The sequence below is a fragment of the Actinomadura sp. 1N219 genome (assembly GCF_044326405.1).
In the GTDB taxonomy this organism is placed as follows: domain Bacteria; phylum Actinomycetota; class Actinomycetes; order Streptosporangiales; family Streptosporangiaceae; genus Spirillospora.
The window spans coordinates 1,142,721-1,159,263 of the sequence record NZ_JBIRAY010000001.1; the positions used below are offsets into that span (position 1 = coordinate 1,142,721).

Annotated in this window: 16 protein-coding genes and 1 pseudogene; 11 read left to right on the forward strand and 6 right to left on the reverse strand. The window is 72.9% G+C overall.

Going from position 1 to position 16,543, the window contains the following annotated elements; translation table 11 throughout:
• Window positions 1–71: 71 nt before the first annotated feature.
• The 4 genes from ACH35V_RS05165 to ACH35V_RS05180 all read right to left on the reverse strand — a co-directional run bounded on the left by ACH35V_RS05165 (window position 72) and on the right by ACH35V_RS05180 (window position 4,558).
• Window positions 72–611 carry an Rv3235 family protein gene (locus ACH35V_RS05165; RefSeq protein ID WP_395970350.1) on the reverse strand — a complete coding sequence of 180 codons (540 nt, stop codon included), beginning with the start codon at window positions 609–611 and terminating at the stop codon, window positions 72–74.
• A 268-nt stretch (window positions 612–879) separates the two neighbouring features.
• On the reverse strand, window positions 880–2,223 hold the full coding sequence (locus tag ACH35V_RS05170; RefSeq protein ID WP_395970351.1) for a PTS transporter subunit EIIC: 1,344 nt from the start codon (window positions 2,221–2,223) through the stop codon (window positions 880–882).
• A gap of 55 nt (window positions 2,224–2,278) precedes the next feature.
• Window positions 2,279–3,022, reverse strand: a complete 744-nt coding sequence (locus ACH35V_RS05175) for a GntR family transcriptional regulator (protein WP_131964775.1) — start codon at window positions 3,020–3,022, stop codon at window positions 2,279–2,281.
• 198 nt (window positions 3,023–3,220) lie between these two features.
• On the reverse strand, window positions 3,221–4,558 hold the full coding sequence (locus ACH35V_RS05180; protein WP_395970352.1) for a PTS transporter subunit EIIC: 1,338 nt from the start codon (window positions 4,556–4,558) through the stop codon (window positions 3,221–3,223).
• Window positions 4,559–4,736: 178 nt separating this feature from the next.
• Here ACH35V_RS05180 and nagA point away from each other — a divergent pair, with 178 nt between their 5' ends.
• From nagA to ptsP, 8 genes and pseudogenes are all read left to right on the forward strand, one after another.
• Window positions 4,737–5,906, forward strand: a complete 1,170-nt coding sequence (gene nagA / locus ACH35V_RS05185; RefSeq protein ID WP_395970353.1) for an N-acetylglucosamine-6-phosphate deacetylase — start codon at window positions 4,737–4,739, stop codon at window positions 5,904–5,906.
• Window positions 5,903–6,943, forward strand: a complete 1,041-nt coding sequence (locus ACH35V_RS05190) for an SIS domain-containing protein (protein WP_395970354.1) — start codon at window positions 5,903–5,905, stop codon at window positions 6,941–6,943. The genes nagA and ACH35V_RS05190 overlap by 4 nt, the downstream gene beginning before the upstream one ends.
• A 10-nt stretch (window positions 6,944–6,953) precedes the next feature.
• Window positions 6,954–7,244: a glucose PTS transporter subunit EIIB gene (locus ACH35V_RS05195; RefSeq protein ID WP_395971139.1), complete on the forward strand. Its 291-nt coding sequence runs from the start codon at window positions 6,954–6,956 to the stop codon at window positions 7,242–7,244.
• 61 nt (window positions 7,245–7,305) lie between these two features.
• Entirely contained in the window at window positions 7,306–7,755 is a 450-nt protein-coding gene (locus ACH35V_RS05200; RefSeq protein WP_395970355.1) for a PTS glucose transporter subunit IIA, read from the forward strand.
• Between the two features lie 10 nt (window positions 7,756–7,765).
• Window positions 7,766–8,255 (forward strand): annotated as a pseudogene (locus tag ACH35V_RS05205) (HAD family hydrolase); the annotation flags it as partial.
• Between the two features lie 45 nt (window positions 8,256–8,300).
• A complete protein-coding gene (locus ACH35V_RS05210) occupies window positions 8,301–8,486 on the forward strand; it encodes a hypothetical protein (protein WP_395971153.1) in 186 nt (61 codons plus the stop codon).
• 17 nt (window positions 8,487–8,503) lie between these two features.
• On the forward strand, window positions 8,504–8,776 hold the full coding sequence (locus tag ACH35V_RS05215) for an HPr family phosphocarrier protein (protein ID WP_395970356.1): 273 nt from the start codon (window positions 8,504–8,506) through the stop codon (window positions 8,774–8,776).
• Between the two features lie 2 nt (window positions 8,777–8,778).
• Window positions 8,779–10,461, forward strand: a complete 1,683-nt coding sequence (ptsP, locus tag ACH35V_RS05220) for a phosphoenolpyruvate--protein phosphotransferase (RefSeq protein WP_395970357.1) — start codon at window positions 8,779–8,781, stop codon at window positions 10,459–10,461.
• Window positions 10,462–10,471: 10 nt separating this feature from the next.
• Here the strand turns inward: ptsP and ACH35V_RS05225 are convergent, their stop codons facing one another.
• Both ACH35V_RS05225 and ACH35V_RS05230 read right to left on the reverse strand, forming a co-directional pair.
• Window positions 10,472–12,097: a glycoside hydrolase family 3 protein gene (locus ACH35V_RS05225; RefSeq protein ID WP_395970358.1), complete on the reverse strand. Its 1,626-nt coding sequence runs from the start codon at window positions 12,095–12,097 to the stop codon at window positions 10,472–10,474.
• Between the two features lie 269 nt (window positions 12,098–12,366).
• Entirely contained in the window at window positions 12,367–13,806 is a 1,440-nt protein-coding gene (locus tag ACH35V_RS05230; protein WP_395970359.1) for an N-acetylglucosamine kinase, read from the reverse strand.
• Window positions 13,807–13,867: 61 nt separating this feature from the next.
• On the opposite strand from ACH35V_RS05230, the gene ACH35V_RS05235 reads away from it, so the two are divergent.
• The 3 genes from ACH35V_RS05235 (at window position 13,868) to ACH35V_RS05245 (ending at window position 16,526) form a co-directional block, all read left to right on the forward strand.
• A complete protein-coding gene (locus tag ACH35V_RS05235; RefSeq protein WP_395970360.1) occupies window positions 13,868–14,872 on the forward strand; it encodes a MurR/RpiR family transcriptional regulator in 1,005 nt (334 codons plus the stop codon).
• The gene (locus tag ACH35V_RS05240; RefSeq protein WP_395970361.1) at window positions 14,869–15,765 is read left to right on the forward strand and encodes an N-acetylmuramic acid 6-phosphate etherase; all 897 of its coding nucleotides are present in this window, start codon (window positions 14,869–14,871) and stop codon (window positions 15,763–15,765) included. Before ACH35V_RS05235 ends, ACH35V_RS05240 begins: the two co-directional genes overlap by 4 nt.
• Before the next feature lie 107 nt (window positions 15,766–15,872).
• Window positions 15,873–16,526, forward strand: a complete 654-nt coding sequence (locus tag ACH35V_RS05245) for an HAD family hydrolase (protein WP_395970362.1) — start codon at window positions 15,873–15,875, stop codon at window positions 16,524–16,526.
• The last annotated feature ends 17 nt before the right edge of the window (window positions 16,527–16,543 follow it).

Here is a 16,543-nt window from a genome sequence, read left to right on the forward strand (position 1 = left end):
GTCACGGAAGCGGCCACCCCCACCATCGGGAGGGCCCATACCCACCTCAAGGGGCGCCCCGCTTCCGCACGTCAGGGGGCAGTTGTCTCCAGGGCTGTGCAGCGCCATCGGCCGCGGGTGTGCTCCAGGCGCAGGGCCAGGGCGTGGACGCGTCCGGCTACGACCACCACCGCGACCGACTCCGCGACGGTCGGCGCGGGGCGCTGGAGCCGGTTGGACAGGACCTTCGGCGGGACGATCCGTCCGCCGCGTCCCACTGCGCGGCTACGTGTCACTGCGTTGCCCTGCCTTACGGTCTCGCCGGGGGCGGACGTGGTGCTGTGGTGGAGCAGTGCGCGGCACACGGCCGGGACGGCGACCAGGGACAGTTGGTGCGCTGGGCGCGTGCCCGCCAGGATGTCCACGACCAGGCGGACGGCCGCGTCCGCGACGGACCGGACCTCCGCCTCTGCGCCGTCGTCCGGCCGGACCAGCCGCAGTCCGGGCGGCCGCGGTCCGGGCGGCCGGACGGGAGCCGCCGCCGGCTCCAGTGCCAGCGCTCCCCGGGTGGCGGGCACCGGACGGTACCGGACGAACCGCACCACCCCTGACTTCCCCGTACGCCCTCGCATGAAAGACCTCCTGGCTCGTTTCAAGACAGGAGTCACGAGAGGCGCAGGAAATACATTCTGACCACATCCGGCCCATCAGCGGCCAAGGGCCGGAAAGGGGCCGGAAAGGGGAAGGCGGCGGGACGCTGCTGCGTCCCGCCGCCTTCGGAAGCGAGTCCCGGGCGAGGGTGCGGGGTTTTCCGGGACTCTCGGGAGCCGGGCCGGGGGGCTGGGCCGGCCCGGGGTGGGGCGCCGCGCTAGTGAGGGGCTCGCGGCGCCCCCGTGGGGGTCAGGCGCCGGCGGCCTGCGTGTCCCCCTTCTTGCCACCGGCCATTTCCGGGTCGGCCGCGGGGTCGACGGCCGCGGTCTCCTCGCCTTCCGGTTCGCGTCCCGGAGTCGCGAAGTTGAACTTCTCGATCAGGAACTTGAAGATGAAGTAGTAGACGAAGAAGTACAGGACGCCTATCCCGAGGATGAGCGGTAGTTGCTTCGTGTTGTCCTTCGTCGCGTTCAGCAGCAGGTCGATGCCGCCGGCGGAGAAGCTGAAGCCGAGCTGGGCCCCGGCGGCCTCCAGGACCGCCATCGATATGCCGGTGAGGACGACGTGCACCGCGTACAGGACGGGCGCGACGAACATGAACGAGAACTCGATCGGCTCGGTGACGCCGGTGACGAACGCGGTGAGCGCCGCCGACAGCATGAGGCCGCCGACCGCCGGACGGCGGTGCGCGGGGGCGGCGCGCCACATGGCGAGGGCCGCGCCGGGCAGGCCGAACATCAGGACCGGGAAGAACCCGGCGAGGAAGCCGCCCGCGTCGGGGTCGCCGGCCAGGTAGCGGTTGATCTCGCCGTTGACGGCGCCGTCCGGGCCCTGGTACTCGCCGAACACGAACCAGACGAGGGAGTTCGGGATGTGGTGCAGGCCGAACGGGATGAGCAGCCGGTTGATCATGCCGTAGATGCCGGCGCCTGCCGCGCCCGCGCCGGTGATCCACTCACCGAAGTCGGTGAGCCAGCTGCCGAGCACCGGCCAGAGGAAGCCGATCAGGATGCCGATGATCAGGCCCGCGAAGGCGGTGACGATCGGGACGAAGCGGCGTCCGCCGAAGAAGGCCAGCCAGGTCGGCAGCTTGATCCGGTAGTAGCGCTGGTAGAGCAGCGCGGCGGTGAGGCCCATCAGGATGCCGCCGAGCACCTGGGTCGGGTTCGTGGCGCCCCAGTCGATGGTCGGGGTCGGCTGTCCGCCGACCACCTTCTCGATCGTGACGTTGCCCTTGAGCTCCTCCGAGTGCGAGAACATGATCTTCGAGACGCGGTCGAAGACCAGGTAGCCGACGACCGCGGCGAGCGCGGTGGAGCCGTCCGACTTCTTGGCGAAACCGATCGCCACACCGACGGCGAAGAGGAGCGGCAGGGCGGCGAACAGCGCGTTGCCGGCCTCGCCGACGACCTCGGCGACGCGGTTCCATTCGAGGCCGTCCTTGCCGAGCATGTCGGGCTGTCCGAAACGCAGCAGCAGGCCCGCGGCGGGCAGGACGGCGATCGGCAGCATGAGGCTGCGGCCGATGCGCTGCAGCTGGGCGAGTATGCTCGACCCTCTGCGTGGTGTGTTATCCACTGTCGTGGCGGTCATCGTGAGGTTCCTCCTCAGGGGATCCAGGAGTTCTCAGGTGTAGGGGGCTGGGGGATCAGGACTGGGGCGGCGGGGGATTTCCGAGTGCCGTGTGGATCTGGTAGCGGTCCGCCCTGTAGGTCGACACGCCCAGCTCCGCACACACACCACCGGTGTACGAGCGGCGTTGGAGGAGCAGCACTGCACTGCCCCTTGGGATTTGCAGGTGCCTGGCATCCGCGGCGTCGGCCAGACTTGCGTCGATCGTCTGATCGCCCGCGTCGAAGACGAGACCGTACACCGCTTCGAGGACGCCGTACAGAGAGCGATCCGCGAGGCGGCGGTCGAGCAGGTCGGGAGCGAGTGAGGCGAGGATGTGGGCACGTTCCAGGGCCATCGGCTCGCCGTCCGCGGTGCGCAGGCGTTCGATGACATGGATCTCGGTTCCCGGTTCGACCTCGAAGACCCGGGCGAGGCGGGCGTCCGCGTAGACGGTCCGCCGGTCCAGGTCTATCGCGCCGGGACGCAGGCCGCGGCTCAGCATGTCCTCGGTGAACGAGACGAGCCGCAGCGGCATCTCGATCTTGGGCCGGGCCACGAACGTGCCCTTGCCCGGGACGCGGTACAGCCGGCCCTCGGAGACGAGCTGGTCGACGCCCTGCCGCACGGTCATGCGGGACAGCCCGTACCGGACGCACAGCTCGCGCTCCGACGGGATCGGGGCGTCGACGGGCAGTTCCGCGCTCTCGATGAGGTCGAGCAGGATCGCGCGGAGCTGGAAGTACTTCGGTACCGGACTGTGCGGGTCGATTGTCGTCACGGGGGTTTCCTCGATGGCCGGGGGCCGGATCGATGGGATTCGCCGGGTTTCGACGGATGGGTGGGGTAGTCGGTGTATTGGATTTGGTTCGGACTGGTCTAGGCCGGACTAGACCACAGGACCGAAAGGCATGTCAATGCACGAATTCGTAACGACCGGGTCACGCCGGTACGCGACCATGATCGACGTACTCGCAGGTCAGGGAGCCCGCTCGGAGGGCCCGTCCGGCCGGGCCTCCGGGGGCATGTCCTCTTCCGGCTCCCGTCCAGGGGTCGGCAGGTCGAACCGCTTGATGACGAACATGAAGATCGCGTAATACAGGACGAAGTAGACCACCCCCAGTGCGATCACCATCCAGAGATGCCGGGTGTTGCTCTTGGTCGCGTTCAGCAGCATGTCGATCAGCCCGGCGGAGAAGCTGAAGCCGAGCTGCGCGTCCGCCGCCGCGAGCAGGCCCAGGGACACGCCCGTCAGCACGACGTGGATGCCGTACAGGACGGGCGCGACGAACATGAACGAGAACTCGATCGGCTCGGTGACGCCGGTGACGAACGCGGTGAGCGCGGCCGAGAACATCAGCCCGCCGACGGCGCCGCGCCGGTGCGGGGGAGCGGCGCGCCAGATGGCGAGGGCCGCGCCGGGCAGCCCGAACATCAGGACGGGGAAGAACCCGGCGAGGAACGTCCCCGCGTGCGGGTCCCCGGCCAGGTAGCGGTTGATCTCGCCGTGCGTGACGCCGTCCGGGCCCTCGTAGGTGCCGAACACGAACCAGATGAGCGAATTCAGGATGTGGTGCAGGCCGAAAGGGAGCAGCAGCCGGTTCGCGACGCCGTAGACGCCCGCGCCGAACGCGCCCGCGCCCGTGATCCAGTCGCCGAAACCGTCGATCCAGCCGCCGAGCGTCGGCCACACGAACCCGAAGACCACGCCGAGGGCCAGCGCGGCGGCGGCGCTGACGATCGGCACGAACCGCCGGCCGCCGAAGAACGCCAGCCAGGACGGCAGCTTGATCCGGTAGAACCGCTGGTAGAGCAGCGCGACCATGACCCCGACGACGATGCCGCCGAGGACCTGCGTCGGGTTCGTCAGCCCGTAGTCGACCGCCTCCTCCAGGCTGCCGTCCTCCGCTTGGACCTGGTGGACGACGGTCCCCTTCAGCTCGCTGGTGTGGGAGAACATCACCTTCGAGACGCGGTCGAAGACCAGGTAGGCGACGACGGCGGCGAGTGCGGTGGAGCCGTCGGACTTCTTGGCGAAGCCGATCGCGACGCCGACCGCGAACAGGATCGGGAGGTTGTCCAGCAGCGCGCCGCCCGCCGCGGCGAACACCTCGGCGACGCGGTTCCAGCCGAGACCGTCCACGCCGAGCAGGTCGTCCTGGCCGAGCCGGAGCAGGATCCCGGCGGCGGGCAGGACGGCGATCGGCAGCATGAGGCTCCGGCCGATCCGCTGCAGCACCGCGAACGTGGACGACCAGGCGCCGCCGATGCCGCCGCGCCCGCCACCGCCGCCGCCGACCGCGGCCGTGCTGCTCATCGGTGATCACCTTCCGGACCGGCGGCTTTTCCCGCAGCCGATACCGGACGAGTTCGGGCCCGCATCTTCATCTTCATCCGATTCGTGGAGTATGGTGCGTACTGGTCTAGTCCGGACTAGACCAGTTGGACCGGGCGTTTACGACCAGCGATCGTCGTGTCACAGAGAGTGCTCATACATGGCATCACTACTGATCACGGCCTCCAACATGATCATTACCCCCGCGGGCAGTCCTACCCGCGTCCTCTCCCCGGGATACGTCCGGGCCGAGAACGGTGTGATCGTCGAGGCGGGCGGGGGCCGTTCGCCCGCCACGCTCGGCACGCCCGACCACGACCTGCGCGACGGGCTGCTCGCGCCCGGCCTGGTCGACATCCAGGTCAACGGCTTCTTCGGCCACGACATGGTGGACGCCGACGAGGCCGGCTGGCACACCGTCGTGACCCGCCTCCCCGAGACCGGCGTGACCGCGTTCCTCCCCACGTTCATCACCGCCCCCGTCGAGACGCAGGCCGCCGCCCTCCGCCGCGCCCGCGACCTCCTCCCGAACCTCCCGGACGGGACGCGCGTCCTCGGCGTCCACCTCGAAGGACCGTTCCTGTCGGAGAAGCGCAAGGGCGCGCACAACGCCGTCCACCTCACCGACCCGGAGCCCGGCGCGCTCGAGACGCTGCTGGAGACCGGGCTGGTCAGGCTCGTCACCCTCGCGCCCGAGCGGAACGGCGCGCTGGACGCGATCCGCACGCTCACCGAGGCGGGCGTGGTGGTCAGCGTCGGGCACAGCGACGCGACGGCCGACCAGGTCGCCGCCGCCGCCGACGCCGGGGCCCGCAAGGTCACCCACATCTTCAACGCGCAGACCGGCGTCCACCACCGCGACCCGGGCGTGGCCGTCCAGGCGCTCATCGACGACCGGCTGAGCCCCGGCCTGATCCTCGACCTGCACCACGTCGCGCCGAAGGTGGCCGAGCTGGTGTTCCGCGCTGCGCCGGGACGGGTCGTGCTCGTCACCGACGCCGCCTCGGCCGCCGGCATGCCGCCGGGCACCTACGAGCTGGGCGGCGAGCCCATCACCATGCCCGCGGAGGGTCCGCCGCTGCGCGCCGACGGCACGCTGGCCGGATCCGGACTCCGGCTGGACGACGCGGTCGGCAACGCCGTCCGCATCGGCATCGACACGGTCACGGCGGTGGACGCCGCGACCCGGGTTCCGGCCGACCTGATCGGCCGTCCCGACCTCGGCCGGATCGCCCCCGGCGCCGCCGCCGACCTGGTCTGGCTGGGGCCGGACCACCGGGCGCGTACGACGTGGGTCAACGGGCAGGAAGTCTTCGGAGGGGGATCATGACGAGTTTGATGCGCGCCGAGATCGGCGAGCAGCCGGACGCGCTGCGCCGGACGATCGACGCGCTGCTGCCGCGCACCCCCGACCTCGGGGCGCTCGCCCGCGAGACGCGGCAGGTGCTGTTCATCGCGCGCGGGTCGTCGGACAACGCCGCGGTGTACGGCCGCTACCTGGTCGAATCGCACGCCGGACGGCTGGCCACGCTCGCCGCGCCGTCGATCGCGACCACCTACAAGCGCAAGCTGGACCTGTCCGGCGTGCTGGCCGTGGCGATCAGCCAGTCCGGCAAGACGGAGGAGATCGTCGAGACCCTCGGCTGGGCCGGCGACTGCGGCGCCCGGACGGTCGCCGTCACCAACGGCGCGGGCTCGCCGCTGGCCGAGATCGCCGAGGTCGCCCTGCTCACGGAGGCGGGCGACGAGATCGCAGTCCCGGCCACCAAGACCTACACCACCCAGCTCGCCGCGCTGTCGGTGCTGGGCATCGGCCTGGGCGCCGACGTCGCCGAGGACGACCTGCGCCGCGTCCCCGACGAGGTCGCCCGGATGATCGCGCTGACCGAGGAGTCGGCCGCCCTCCCCGAGATCGTCGAGGAGCTGGCGAAGGTGCCGGGCACGGTCGTGTCCGGGCGCGGCATCGCGTTCGGCACCGCGCTGGAGCTCGCGCTGAAGATCAAGGAGGCGTGCTACCTGCACGCGATGGGCCTGTCCTACGCCGACCTGCTGCACGGCCCGATCGCCGTCGTCGACGCGCAGACCCCCGCGCTGCTCGTCGCCGCCGACTCGGGGCCGACGCTGGCCGGCACGGTCGCGCTGGCCAAGCGGGTCGAGAGCGCGGGCGCCCGCGCCTACGGCGTCGGCGGCGGCGACGCCCTCGCGGCGGCGTGCTCGGCGGCGCTGCCCGGCCCCGCGCTGCCCGAGTGGACGGCCCCGCTCGGCCTCATCGTGCCCGGCCAGATCCTGGTCGAGAACCTGGCGCGCCGGCTCGGCATCGACCCCGACGTGCCCCGTGGCCTGAACAAGGTCACCCAGACAGACTGATACAAACCCCCTGCAAAGCCCGGGGCGACGAGAGCCGGCCCGGGCCCACCCCGACGAGGAGAAGAACATGGACAAGGCCGAGGCCATCGTCGCCGGACTGGGCGGCGCCGACAACATCATCGAGATCGAGCCCTGCGCCACCCGGCTGCGCACCGAGGTCAAGGACGGCGGCAAGGTCGACGAGGCCGCGCTGAAGAAGGCGGGCGCGTTCGGCGTCATGCGCAGCGGCACCGTCGTCCAGGTCGTCGTCGGCACCGAGGCCGACACCCTCTCCAGCGACATCGAGGACATCCTCGAGTAACCACCCCCGACCCCGACCCCGACACGACCGATAACGACCGACTCTAAGGAGACCCCCGCTGATGACCCGAGTACTGTCACCGGTCTCCGGCCGGGTGGTCGGCCTCGCCGGCGTGCCCGACCCGGTGTTCGCCCAGGCCATGGTGGGCCCGGGCACGGCGGTCGACCCCGAGCGCGGCCCCGGCCACGCCATCGCCCCCGTCACCGGCACGATCGTCAAACTCCATCCGCACGCCTACGTCGTCGTCGACGGCGAGGGCCACGGCGTGCTCGTCCATCTCGGCATCGACACCGTCAAGCTCAAGGGCCAGGGGTTCGAGCTCCTGGTGTCCGAGGGCGACCAGGTGACGTCCGGCCAGCCGGTCGTCGCCTGGGACCCGGGCCTGATCGAGGCGGGCGGGCGCTCGCCGGTCTGCGCGGTCGTGGCGCTGGACGCGGGCGCCGACGCCCTGTCCGACGTCGTGGAGTCGGGTGAGGTGACGAAGGGAGCCGAGCTGTTCACATGGAACTGATCGGATGGCGATGATCGGGCTGGGCGCCGCGGTGTTCGACCTCGACGGCACCCTCATCGACACCGAGCCGCGCAGCCGCGCCCAGTGGTCGCGGCTGTTCGACGCGCACGGCGTCCCCCACGACGACGCGCTGATCGCCTCGTTCGCGGGGCGCCGCGGGCTCGAGGTGCTCGGGGAGCTGGCGCACCTGTTCCCCGGCCGGACGGTCGAGGACCTGTTCGAGCAGGTCGTCTCCTACCAGAAGGCGCCCGGGATGCCGGCCGTCGCGCCCGTCCCCGGCGCGGTGGAGCTCGTCCGGACGCTGGCGCACCACGGCATCCCGCTCGCCGTGGTGACGTCGGCGGAACGCTCGTACGCCGAGGACCTGCTGGACGACCTGGGCGTCCGCGGACTGATGGACATCGTGGACCGCCGGGGACGTCGGCACAGGCAAGCCCGACCCGGAGGGCTACCTGGCCGCCGCGCGGGACCTCGGCGTCCCGGCGGCGGACGCGGTCGGGTTCGAGGACACCCCGGCGGGCGTCGCGGCCGTCAAGTCCGCCGGCATGACCTGCGTGGGCCTCGCCACCACGCAGCCGGCGGACGCGCTGGCCGGGGCCGACCATGTGGTCGCCGACTTGAAGGACGTGGACGTCGTGCCGGGCCCCGCGCTGCGGGTGCGCGGCCTCGGACGGGACCAGCAGGGCATCCGGCACGGCCGGAATGGCCAGTGCCAATCGGGACAGAACTAAGCCAAGAGGAGTGTGCCGTGACCGAGCGCAATGTGAAGATCCAGTCGAGGGTGGGGCTGCATGCGCGGCCGGCCGCGCTTTTCGTCCAGACGGCCGCCAAGGCCCCGATGGACGTGACCGTGGGCAAGCCCGGCGGCGCCCCCGTGAACGCCAAGAGCATCCTCGCCGTGCTCGGATTGGACGCCCGGCACGGGGAGGAGGTCGTGCTGTCCGCGGAGGGCGCGGGCGCGGACGAGCTGCTCGACGACCTTGAGAAGCTGCTGGCCGAGCCGGAGCCCGAGGAGTCCTGACGGTGCCGGAGGTTCTGCAGGGCGCGGGAGTCAGCGCGGGCGTCGGCGCCGGGCCGGTGCGGACCATCGCCGGGGCCGTCCCCGAGCCGCCCGCCGGGTCCCGGCACGGCGGCGACGCCGAGGCCGAGCGCGCGACGGCCCTCGCCGCGCTGGAGGCCGTCGCCGTCGAGCTGGAGGAACGCGGCACCCGCGCCGCCGCGGTGGGCAACCCCATGGGTGAGGAGGTGCTCGGCGCGCAGGCGCTGATGGCCCGCGACCCCGGCCTCGCCGACGACGTCCGCGCCCGGGTCGACCGCGGGGTCGCCGCCGCCCGCGCCGTGTTCGAGTCGTTCGGCGTCTACCGCGAACTCCTCGCCGGCGCCGGCGAGTACATGGCGGCCCGGGTCACCGACCTGGACGACATCCGCGACCGCGCGCTCGCCCGGCTGCTCGGCCTGCCGATGCCCGGCGTCCCGGAGTCGGACGAGCCGTTCGTGCTGGTCGCGCGCGATCTCGCGCCCGCGGACACGGCCGTCCTCGACCCGGCGCAGGTCATCGCGTTCGTGACCGAGGAGGGCGGGCCGACGAGCCACACCGCGATCATCGCCCGGACGATGGGCGTCCCCGCCGTGGTGGCGCTGCCCGGCGCGACGACGCTGGCGGACGGCACCCGCGTCCTCGTCGACGGGGCCGCGGGGACGGTGCGTCCCGACCCGTCCGACGCCGACGTCGCCGCGGCCCGCGCCGCTGCCGCCGCCCGCGCCGCCGCCCTTGAGGACTCCACCGGGCCCGGCGCCACCAAGGACGGCCACCGGGTGCCGCTGCTGGCGAACGTCGGCGGCCCGAAGGACGTCGACGCCGCGCGCGCCAACGGCGCGGAGGGCGTCGGCCTGTACCGCACCGAGTTCCTCTTCCTCGACCGGCACAAGGCGCCGACCGACGAGGAGCAGGAGGCGGCGTACCGGACCGTCCTGGAGGCGTTCCCGGAGGGCCGCGTCGTCGTCCGGACGCTGGACGCGGGCGCCGACAAGCCGCTCAAGTTCCTCCCGCCGCCCGGCGAGGAGCCGAACCCCGCGCTCGGCGAGCGCGGCATCCGGATGTCGCGCCGGCACCCGGACGTCCTGACGGCCCAGCTCGCCGCACTGGCCCGCGCCTCCGCGGGGCTGACCACGAAGCTGCAGGTCATGGCCCCGATGGTGACGGACGCGGCGGAGGCCGCCTACTTCGCCGCCGCCTGCCGCGACGCCGGCATCGCGCGTCCCGGCGTCATGATCGAGGTGCCCGCCGCCGCGCTCCGCGCCCGCGACATCGCGCTGGAGGTCGAGTTCTTCAGCATCGGCACCAACGACCTCACGCAGTACGCGTGCGCGGCGGACCGGCAGATCGGCGGACTCGCGCATCTCCAGGACCCGTGGCAGCCCGCGATCCTCGACCTGATCGCCCCGGCCGCCGATGCGGGCGTCCCGTGCGGGGTCTGCGGCGAGGCCGCCGCCGACCCGGCGCTCGCCTGCGTGTTGGTCGGGCTCGGCGTGACGTCGCTGTCGATGAGCGCGCCCGCCCTTCCGCTGGTGCGGGCCGCGCTCGCCCGGCACACGCTGAACGAGTGCCGCCAGGCCGCCGCGGCCGCCCGTGCCGCCCGCACCGCCGCGCAGGCCCGCGAGGCCGCCCGCGCGCACCTGCCGGGCCTGGCGGAGCTGGGGATCTGACGCGTTCCGGCTACCGGTAGCCGAGGCCGTGGCCGACCTGCTTCCCGGCCGCGGGCACCGGTAGCCGGCCGGTCGGCTTGACCGCGCCGCTCAGCACCCGGCCGAGGGCGTTGACCGACACCGCGCTGGACGAGTACGTGGCGAGCGCCGCCGCCGCGCCCTTGGCGGAGTCGAGGTCGTAGGGACGGCCCAGCGCCGCGACCACGACCGGCTTCGAGCCGAGCGCCCGGACCTTGGCGGCCGTGGCCCCGCCCGCGTTCAGGGTGGTCAGGACGGTGACGTCCGCCGAGCCAGGGGAGGTCACCGTGACTCCGTTGCGGCGCAGCGCCGCGCGCAGCGTCCCGGCCGCAGGGCCGGTGACGGCGACCTTCTTGCCCTTCAGCGGCAGCACGTTCCGGTCGTTCCGGACGAGCGTGACCGCGTGCTCGGCGACCTGCCGGGCGATGGCCTTGTGCGCGGACGTCCCGATCACGGCAGCGGCCTTGGCCGGGTCGGCGGCGGTGTCCTGGAACAGGCCGCGCCGCTGCTTGAGCTTGAGGATGCGCGTGACGGAGCCGTCCAGCCGCGTCTCCGGGATCTTCCCGGACCGGACGGCCGCCAGCACCGCCCGGTAGGCGCGCGGCAGGCTCGGCGGCATCAGCAGCTGGTCGGCGCCCGCCTCGATCGCGCGGACCGGCACGGCCGCGTCGCCGTACTTGTCCCGCACGCCCGCCATCTCCAGCGAGTCCGTCGTGATCACGCCCTTGTAGCCGAGCGTGCCGCGCAGCAGCCTGACCAGGACGTTCCGCGACAGCGTGGACGGATCGCCCGACCCGTCGAGCTTCGGCACGACGATGTGCGCGGTCATGACCATGTCGACGCCCGCGCCGATCGCCGCGCGGAACGGGGGCGCGTCCAGCCGCTCCCACATCGGGCGCGAGTGCTTGATCACCGGCAGGCCGGTGTGGCTGTCGGTGGCGGTGTCGCCGTGCCCGGGGAAGTGCTTGGCCGCAGCGGCGACCCCGGCGGCCTGGTACCCGTCGACGGCCCCGGCGGTCAGCTTCGACACGAGGCCGGGCTCGGCGCCGAACGAGCGCAGCCCGATCACCGGGTTGCGCGGGTTCACGTTCACGTCGGCGTCGGGCGCGTAGTCCAGGTTGATGCCGACCGCGCGCAGCTCCGTGCCGGTGACCCGCGCGGCGGCGCCGGCGTCGGCGGGGCTGCCGGTCGCGCCGAGCGCCATGTTGCCGGGGAAGGCGGTGATGAACGGCGTCCGCGACACGATGCCCTGCTCCTCGTCCACGCCGAGCAGCAGCGGGATCTTGGACGCCTTCTGCAGCGCGTTCGACTGCGCGGCCGTCTTCGCCGGGGCGCCGAAATTGCCGGGGAAGTAGATCAGCCCGCCCACGCGGTACTTCCTGATCTTGGCGAGGGCGTCGGCGCGGCTGGTGAACCGCGTCACGAACAGCTGCCCGACCTTCTCCTCCAGGCTCATCTTCGCGACATGGCCGGGGATCCAGGCGTCCGGGTCCTTCGGCTGGACGCCGCGCGAGCCGGACGGCCGCGGCCCGTCGCCGCGGTCGTCTCCGCCGCCGCAGCCCGCGGTGACCGCCAAGGTCAGCGCCGCCGCGAGCGCGAGTGGACGGGTAGCACGCACCTGACCAGGCCCCCCGACATGGTCTCGGTTCCTCGGTCGCATCGGACGGTCGCGACGTTAACCGCTCGCCGTCCCCGCTGTCGACTCGGCAGGCCACCCCTTGCACGACTGCCCCCCGCGTAACAGGACGATCACGATGGACCCCAGGATCACGGGTGTGGATCTTGTGGGGTCCATCGCGATGAACCCTGACGGCCTGGACGCCGTCTCTTGCGGGATCGGCCGGGCTGGAACGGGACAGCCGGTGCCGGACCGGCCGGGCGGGGAGCTCAGCCGGGCAGGGGGTGGCCGAGGCGGCGCAGCGCCATCCCGGCCGCGCCGACGGCTCCGTCGCCCGCGCAGCGCGGCGCCGCGGCGAAGCGGTCGCGCAGCCCGGTGCGGACGGCCTCGGCGACGGGGCCCTCACGGAGCACCGAGCCGTGCATGACGACCGGTGCGCCGGGGTCGGACAAGGCCGGGCGCACCGCGTCCACGTCGCGGAGCAGCCACTGCGCGGCCTCTTCGGTGATGCGCCTGGCCACCGGGTCGCCGGCGGCCGCGGCGGCGGCGACCACCGGGCCGAGCCGGCCCAGCGCCGCGGGCGGACGGCCGTACACCTCCTTGATGATCGCCTGGGCGAGGCGGGGGTTGGGCGGGGTGCCGGGCGCCTCGGGGTGGCCCGGCGGCGCCGGATCGCCCCGCGGGCCGCCCACCTCATAGGGACTGCCCGGATCGCCGCGCGGCCCGTGCCCGCCGGGATGGCCCGGCGGCCCGTGCGAGCCTGGCGGTCCATGCGAGCCCGGATGGCCCGGCGGGCCGTGGGAGCCGGGCGGGCCCGGCGGGCGGTGCGGACCCGCCGGGCCTTCTCCGGACGCCGGATGCGGCACGTTCCCGGTAGGCGGGTAACGGCCGTTCCCGGGCGGCGGACCGGGCCCGTCGCCGGACGGCGGGCCAGGGGGGTCGGGGAGCAGCACGGCGGTTCCCGCGCCGCTCCGGAGGGGGGTGCCGTGAGGGGTGCCGCCTCTGGAGGAGAGGTTGACGGCCTGCGAAAGCAGCGAGGCGCCCGGTGACGACGAAGGGGCGCCGGCCATGGCCAGCGCCCTCGGGCGGCGGGGTCTCCGCCGTTCCGCGTCGATCTCCGCGACCACGGTGGCGCCCAGCAGCGCCCGGGGGACCGAATCGGTGAGCAGCGTCGGGGAGCCGCGGCCGTCGTAGGCGGCGAGCGCGGCCCGGACGGCCTCCTTCCCGAGCCATACCGCCGAACCCTCGTCCCCGACGAGCCAGCCGTAGCCGTCCGCGCGCTGCACGATCGTCCCGTCGTTGATGACCGCCGCGCCGGCGCCCGTGCCGGAGAACACCACGATGCCCTTGGGCTCGCTGGTTCCGGCGTGGAACGCCACCGCGATATCGGTCACCACCGCGGGCGAGCCGCGCAGGCCGACGGCCTGCCAGGCCTGCCGCGCCGCCGCGACGGCCGCGGGCCGTCCGGCGGAGCCGGCGCCGGCGATGCCGAACACGCCGGTGAGGATGAGGGTACGGTCAAGGTCCCCGAGCGCCTCGCGCAGGGCGGTGGTCAGCGCCCCGGCGGTGTCGCCTCCAGAGTTGGGATTTGCTCCAGGGCCGGTGCCGGAACCGGCCAGAGCACCCCCCAGCGTCAGCACGACGCAGCGGGTCTTCGTGCCACCCGCGTCGATACCGACCACGTAAGGACCGGCCAAATGGGTCAACACATGGCGACCGTAGCCTTTTCTACCGTTGACGTGACATCCCGCGCGTAAGAAAATTTCCATCATGAGGAAACCCATCGGCTCCGAGCGGAGCCTCGAGCAGGGCCCCGAGCGGGGGATCGCGGGGGAGCCCGGTTCACCACGGGACCAGGCGGCGGGCCAGGCCCCGGAGCGGGACCGGGACAGCACGCCGCTGAGCACCGTGGTCCGGGTCCGCTCGCTGCTTCCCTCGCTGCCCCCCGCGGAGCGGCGAGTCGCCCAACGCGTCATCGACGACCCCGAAGGGGTCGCCAACTCCACCATCACCGAACTCGCGCAGACGTGCGGTACGTCCGAGACCACGGTCATCCGGTTCTGCCGGGCGATCGGGTTCCACGGGTACCCAGAGCTGCGGCTGACCCTCGCCACGGAGGCCGGGCGGGCGCAGAGCGCCGCCGGGGGCAGGGTCATCGGCAGCGACATCAGTCCCGACGACTCCCTCGAACAGATCGTTGAGAAGGTGACCTTCGCCGATGCGCGGGCCGTGGAGGAGACCGCCTCCCAGCTCGACATCAAGATGCTCGAACAGGTCGTGGACGCCGTCGTCGCCGCGGACCGGGTCGACGTCTACGGCGTCGGCGCCAGCGCGTTCGTCGCGGCCGACTTCCAGCAGAAGCTGCACCGCATCGGACGGATCTGCTCGGCCTGGGCGGACGCCCACATCATGCTCACCAGCGCCGCGGTGCTGGGCCCCACGAGCGTGGCGATCGGCATCTCGCACACGGGCTCGACGGTCGAGACCATCGACGCGCTGGAGGTCGCCAAGAGCAGGGGCGCCAAGACGGTGGCGCTCACCAACTTCCCCAAGTCCCCGATCGCGGAGGTGGCCGACCTGATCCTGACCACGGCGGCGCGGGAGACGACCTTCCGCTCCGGCGCCACAGCGAGCCGGCTGGCGCAGCTCACCGTGGTCGACTGCCTCTTCGTCGGGGTGGCGCAGCGCACCTACGGGCCGACCCGCAAGGCCCTGGAAGCCACATTCGAGGCGGTCCGCGGCCGGACCGTGCGACCCGACCGGAGGCGTCGGTGATCGATTGCGAGCTGCCCACCGAGGGACGGAACCCCCGCACCCTCGACGTCGACACACTGCCCACCCTGGAGGTGCTGCGCCTGATCAACTCTGAGGACGCGACCGTTCCGATGGCCGTGGCGTCCGTCCTGCCGGAGGTTGCCCGGCTGGTGGACCTCGCCGTGGAGTCGCTGCGCGCTGGAGGACGCGTGCACTACTTCGGCGCGGGCACGTCGGGACGGCTCGCGGTGATCGACGCCGCCGAGCTGCCGCCCACGTTCGGCATCTGGGGGCGGGTGGTCGCCCACCACGCCGGCGGGCCGGGCGCGCTGTCCCAGGCGATCTCCGACGTCGAGGACGACGTCGAGCTCGGCCGCCGGGACGCCTGCGACGTCCGGCCCGGCGACATCGCGGTCGGCATCGCGGCGAGCGGGCGCACGCCGTACGTGGTCGGCGCGCTGCGCGCCGCCGCCCGCGTCGGCGCCCGCACGGCGCTGATCAGCTGCAACCCGCACACCCCGTACGGGGACGAGGTGGAGGTGCACATCGGCCTCGCCACCGGACCCGAGGTGATCAGCGGGTCCACCCGGATGAAGGCGGGCACGGCGACCAAGCTCGTGCTCAACTCCTTCTCCACCACACTGATGATCAGGATGGGCCGGACCTACTCCAACCTGATGGTCAGCGTCAACGCGCTGAACGGCAAGCTGCGCGCCCGGCTCGTCCGCATCCTCACGGAGGCGACGGGGATGGACGCGCGGACCTGCGAGAACGCGCTGACAGAGGCAGGAGGCAACACGCGCGTGGCGCTCGTCTCACTTCTCGGTGAGGTGCCCGCGGCACGCGCGACGGTGGTGCTTGAAGAGGCCGATGGGGGCGTGCGGGAGGCTCTGCAACGGCTCAGATCGGCCTGATCGAGGATCCGGGGGCCGGCCGGTAGTTGGGGCCGGCGGCCTTTCGGACGGGGGAGTACGGCAGAACGGGGTTCGGGGATCGGTCCGAAATCACCTACTATCGGGCCGTGCGAGACGAACGACACGCGACGCCCAGAGCTGTGATCACCGACTGGGGCGGCGTCCTGACCTCCCCTCTCAACGAGGCGATCGACGTGTGGCTCGCCGCCGAGCGCATCGACGTCCAGCGGTACAAGGACGTGATGCGCGCCTGGGTGAAGCAGGCGTACGACGGCGCCGGGACGAACCCGATCCACGGGCTCGAGGACGGCAGCCTCCCCGCCGCGGAGTTCGAGCGCCTCCTCGCCGCCGAGCTGCTCACCGACGACGGCGAGCCGGTTCCGGCGGCGGGGCTCATTGCCCGCATGTTCGGGGCGTTCGCGCCCGTCCGGCCCATGTACGACGCGCTCCGCGCGGCCCGCGCCGCCGGGGCCCGTACGGCCGTCCTGTCCAACTCGTGGGGCAACGACTACCCCCGCGACCTGTTCGCCGAGGTCTTCGACGCCGTCGTCATCTCCTCGGAGGTCGGCCTCCGCAAGCCCGACGAGCGGATCTTCCGGCACGCCCTCGCCGTCCTCGGCCTGGACGCCGCCGACTGCGTCTTCATCGACGACATCGAGCACAACGTCCGCGCCGCGGAGGACCTCGGGCTCCACGGCATCCACCACACCGGTCCCGACACCACCATCGCCGAACTGCGCGCGTTGAACGTCCTGCCGTGACCGTCTGGCAGACTGGC

Bases quoted from the DNA above. Each gene is read 5' to 3' on its own strand.
- ACH35V_RS05200 (WP_395970355.1), top strand. From the start codon at position 7,306: ATGACCCGAGTACTGTCACCGGTCTCCGGCCGGGTGGTCGGCCTCGCC.
- nagA (WP_395970353.1), top strand. From the start codon at position 4,737: ATGGCATCACTACTGATCACGGCCTCCAACATGATCATTACCCCCGCG.
- ACH35V_RS05235 (WP_395970360.1), top strand. From the start codon at position 13,868: ATGAGGAAACCCATCGGCTCCGAGCGGAGCCTCGAGCAGGGCCCCGAG.
- ACH35V_RS05180 (WP_395970352.1), bottom strand. From the start codon at position 4,558: ATGAGCAGCACGGCCGCGGTCGGCGGCGGCGGTGGCGGGCGCGGCGGC.
- ACH35V_RS05190 (WP_395970354.1), top strand. From the start codon at position 5,903: ATGACGAGTTTGATGCGCGCCGAGATCGGCGAGCAGCCGGACGCGCTG.
- ACH35V_RS05170 (WP_395970351.1), bottom strand. From the start codon at position 2,223: ATGACCGCCACGACAGTGGATAACACACCACGCAGAGGGTCGAGCATA.
- ACH35V_RS05210 (WP_395971153.1), top strand. From the start codon at position 8,301: ATGACCTGCGTGGGCCTCGCCACCACGCAGCCGGCGGACGCGCTGGCC.
- ACH35V_RS05165 (WP_395970350.1), bottom strand. From the start codon at position 611: ATGCGAGGGCGTACGGGGAAGTCAGGGGTGGTGCGGTTCGTCCGGTAC.